At 65.6% G+C, this 4,374-nt stretch carries 4 pseudogenes; all 4 read right to left on the minus strand.

Features of this window, described 5'->3' with window-relative positions:
• A pseudogene (locus ASE07_RS30270) lies at positions 1–1,013 on the minus strand (AMP-binding protein); the annotation flags it as partial.
• Between the two features lie 64 nt (positions 1,014–1,077).
• A pseudogene (locus ASE07_RS27185) lies at positions 1,078–3,126 on the minus strand (non-ribosomal peptide synthetase); the annotation flags it as partial.
• A 192-nt stretch (positions 3,127–3,318) separates the two neighbouring features.
• Positions 3,319–3,640, minus strand: a pseudogene (locus ASE07_RS30570) (phosphopantetheine-binding protein); the annotation flags it as partial.
• Positions 3,641–3,646: 6 nt separating this feature from the next.
• Positions 3,647–4,374, minus strand: a pseudogene (locus ASE07_RS30280) (AMP-binding protein); the annotation flags it as partial.

The following is a 4,374-nucleotide window of genomic DNA, read 5'->3' on the forward strand; positions in this document are numbered from 1 at the left end:
GCCTGGCTGACGCCTTCCATCTGCGACAGGAACCACAGCCGTTGCTGTGCGAACGACAGCGGCAGCGGGCTCTCGCGCGACGCCAGCGTGATGGCTGGCAGTTCGCTTTGTGCGGCCTGGCCGACGGCTGTCGCCAGCGCCGACAGGCTGGTATGGGCGAACAGTTCGGTCACGCCCAGTTCCACACCCAGCACCTGGCGCACGCGTGATGCGACCTTGACTGCCAGCAGCGAGTGGCCACCGAGGGTGAAGAAGTTGTCGTGACGACCGACCTGCTCAACGCCCAGCACCTCGGCCCAGATCGCCGCCAGTGCGGTTTCGGCTTCGCCTTGCGGCGCTTCATACGCATGGCTCGCGTACGCATCGCCTTCCGGCGCCGGCAGTGCCTGCCGATCGAGCTTGCCATTCGGTGTCAGCGGCAGGGTGTCGAGCTGTACGTACGCCGCCGGCACCATGTACTCGGGCAGCACCGCTTGCATACTGATACGTAACGCTTCAGTATCAAGCTGCACATCGGTCGTCAGGTAGGCGACCAGCCGCTTGTCGCCCGGCCGGTCCTCGCGTGCGATCACCACCGCTTCACGCACTCCATCCTGCTCCAGCAGCTTCGCTTCAATTTCACCGAGCTCAATGCGGAAACCCCGCACCTTGACCTGATCGTCATTGCGGCCAAGGAACTGGATGCTGCCATCGGCCAGGTAACGTCCCAGGTCGCCGGTCTTGTACATCCGGGTACCCGGCTCACTGCTGAACGGGTCGGCAACAAAGCGCTCGGCCGTCAATGCATCGCGGTTCAGATAACCGCGTGCCACCTGCACGCCGCCGATATGGATCTCGCCTACGACCCCCTGCGGCACCGGCTGACCATGCGCGTCGAGCAGATAAATCCGGGTGTTGGCAATCGGACGCCCAATCGCCGGCGCCTGCTCGCTTTGCGGGTCGCACACCTGCATCGTCGCGCACACCGTGGTTTCGGTCGGGCCATAGGCATTGAGCAAACGCCGGTTGTGGCCGAAACGCCGCACCAGCGCCGCATTCGATGCCGGTCGGGCCATAGGCATTGAGCAAACGCCGGTTGTGGCCGAAACGCCGCACCAGCGCCGCATTCGATGCCTCGCCCGCCATCACCAGCGTGCGCACCGTYTCCAGCTGCGCCTCTTCCGGCAAGCCCGCCAGCACCACCGGCGGCAAGGTCACGTGCGTGATGCCCTCCCGTTCCAATACCTCGGCCAGCACTTCCCCGGCCAGTACCGTCTCGCTCGCCGGCAAAACCAGCGTGGCGCCCCGCACCAGCGTGGTTACGATCTCCGACACGCAGGCATCGAAGCTGAACGACGCGAACTGCAACACCCGGCTGTCGGCGTCGATCCCGAAACCCTCGATCTGCGCCTGTGCCAGGTTGCCCACCCCGCGATGCGCAACCATCACCCCCTTGGGCTGACCGGTCGAGCCGGACGTGTAGATCACGTACGCCAGGTGCTCTGGCCCCGCCCCGGTTTCGCTACGCGGAAGATTGTCTTGCATTTCCTCGTTCCAGCGCATCGCATCCGCTTCGATGTCGAGTATGGGCGCGAAGCCGGCCGCAGCCAGCAACGTGTACTGCGTCTGCTCGCCGATCCAGGCATGCATGAGTACGGCCACCGGGGCACTGTCCTTCAGCATGAAGGACAGCCGCTCTGGTGGATAAGCCGGGTCCAGCGGCACGTAGGCACCTCCGGCCTTCCACACCGCCAGCAGGCCGACCACCATGTCAATCCCGCGCGTCATGCATATCGCAACCCGCGTATCCGGACTGACGCCCTGCTTACGCAAATGGCGCGCCAAGCGGTTGGCCCGGGCATTGAGTTCGGCATAGCTGACTTCAGTCCCGCCATGCTCCAGTGCCACCGTGTCGGGCGATGCGGCCGCGCGCGCCTCGATCAGTTCGTGGATGCAGGAGCGGTCCGGATATTCAGCCTGGGTCGCATTCCATTCCACGAGCAGGCGCTCGCGTTCGGCGTTCCCGAGCAGCACCAGGTGTTCGATCGGTGTGTATTCCTGCTTCACCATTGCGTCCAGGATGCGACGCAGGTAATCCAGCATGCGCTCGACGGTGTCGCGCTCGAACAAGGTGGTCGCATAGGCAAGGCCGCCTCCGATCACCGCGTCCTGCTCGCCTAGCAGCAGCGACATCGTGAATTGCGCAGTGACCTGAGGCGATCCAATTGGCTCCAGTACCAAACCCGGCATCTTAAGTTCGCCAGCTTCGTTGTTGTTCCAGGTAAAGGTGACCTGAAACAGCGGACTGTGCGCCAGGCTGCGCGGCGGGTTGACGATCTCCACCACCTGCTCGAACGGCAGGTCCTGGTGCTGCTGCGCTTCCAGCGCCTGAGCCTTTACCCGTTGCAGCAAGTCAGCCGTGGAAGGGCTGCCAGACAGGTCTATGCGCAGCGCCAGCGTATTGAGGAACAGGCCGATCAGCGGCTCGACTTCGGCYCGGGTGCGGTTGGCCATCGGCGTGCCGATCACCAGGTCGTGCTGTCCGGACAGGCGCGACAGCAGCGCCGCCCAGCCGGCCAGCAGCGTCATGAACAGCGTGGTCAGTGTCTGCTGCCAGTACGCACTCTGCGCCTGCAGCACCTCGCCGCTGACCCAGCGCCGCTGCCAGGCCGCGTAGTCCGCGTACTGGATCGCCAGTGGCGGCAGCGGATCTTCTTCGCCGGCACGACAGGCGTTGTACAGCGCGCTGAACTCGTTGACCAGGATGCCCTGCGACCAGCCGTCGGAGACGATGTGGTGCGTCGTCACCAGCAATACGTGCTCCTGCTCGGCCAGCCGGAGCAGCCGGCCACGAATCAGCGGTCCCTGTTCCAGGTCGAACGGCGCACCGGCTTCCTCGCCGGTCAGCCGTTCCAGTTCCGCTTCAGCGGTTTCATGTCCACGCAGATCGTACTCCTGCAGCGCGAAGCCAGAGTGTGCATCGGCAATGTGCTGCAGCGGCACACCGTCACGCATGACGAAGCGCGTGCGCAGCGATTCGTGGCGCGCCACGATGCGATCCAGCGCGTACCGCAGGGCCTGATGGTTCAGCACTCCGTCCAGGCGCAGGCCCATCGGCATATGGTAAGCTTGGCTGACCCCTTCCATCTGCGCCAGGAACCACAACCGTTGCTGCGCAAACGACAGCACCAGCCCCTCGCCGCGCGCCACCGGCGTGATCGGCGGCAGCGCGCTGCGCGCCGCCTCGCGCACCACCGCGGCGAAGTCGCTCAGTACCGGGCGCGTGAACAATTGGGTAATCCGTACTTCCACGCCCAGCACCTGGCGGATGCGCGAAGNCCGCCTCGCGCACCACCGCGGCGAAGTCGCTCAGTACCGGGCGCGTGAACAATTGGGTAATCCGTACTTCCACGCCCAGCACCTGGCGGATGCGCGAAGTCACCCGTTCGGCCAGCAGCGAGTGACCGCCGAGGTCGAAGAAATCGTCGTTGCGTCCAACCTGCCCGATTCTGAGCACTTCGGCCCAGATGCGCGCCAGCGCCGTTTCGATGTCGCCACGCGGAGCATTGTCCGATCCCGTGCTTGCCGTGCGCTGCGGGTCGGGCAGCGCATGGCGGTCCAGCTTGCCGTTCGGGTTCAGCGGCAACGCGTCCAGCAACACGCACGNTGTCCGATCCCGTGCTTGCCGTGCGCTGCGGGTCGGGCAGCGCATGGCGGTCCAGCTTGCCGTTCGGGTTCAGCGGCAACGCGTCCAGCAACACGCACGCTGCCGGCACCATATGGTCAGGCAACTGCGCCGCCAGCGCCGCACGCAGCGCCACTGCTTCGAGCGTGACACCCGGCTGAAGTGTGTAATAGGCAACCAGCTGCCGCTCTTCTCCGGTTCCACCGTCGCGCGCGAGCACCACCGCTTCCCGGACCCCGTCCTGGGCCAGCATCCGGGCCTCGATCTCGCCCGGTTCGATGCGAAAGCCGCGGATCTTGACCTGGAAATCGTTGCGCCCGAGGAAGGCGATATTGCCGTCGGGCAGGTAGCGCCCCAGGTCACCCGTCTTGTACATGCGCGCACCAGCTTCCCTGGCAAACGGGTCGCGCAGGAAGCGTTCGGTACTCAGGTCGGGCCGGTTCAGGTAGCCGCGTCCGACACCGGCACCGCCGATGTGAATCTCGCCGACCACGCCAATTGGTACCGGCTGCCCCTGCCGGTCCAGCAGGTAGAGCCGCAGGTTGCGAATCGGCTTGCCCAGCGGCACCCCGTGCGCCTGGTAGCGCTCCAGGTCGTCCGACAATGAATAACTGGCGACCACGTCGCTGCATTCGGTCGGGCCGTAGCTGTTGATGACTTGCGCGCGCGGGCTCGGCAGCAGCGCCAGCTTGGCCGGCTGGATCGGCTCG

This window comes from Noviherbaspirillum sp. Root189 (genome assembly GCF_001428545.1).
Classification (GTDB): Bacteria; Pseudomonadota; Gammaproteobacteria; order Burkholderiales; family Burkholderiaceae_D; genus Noviherbaspirillum.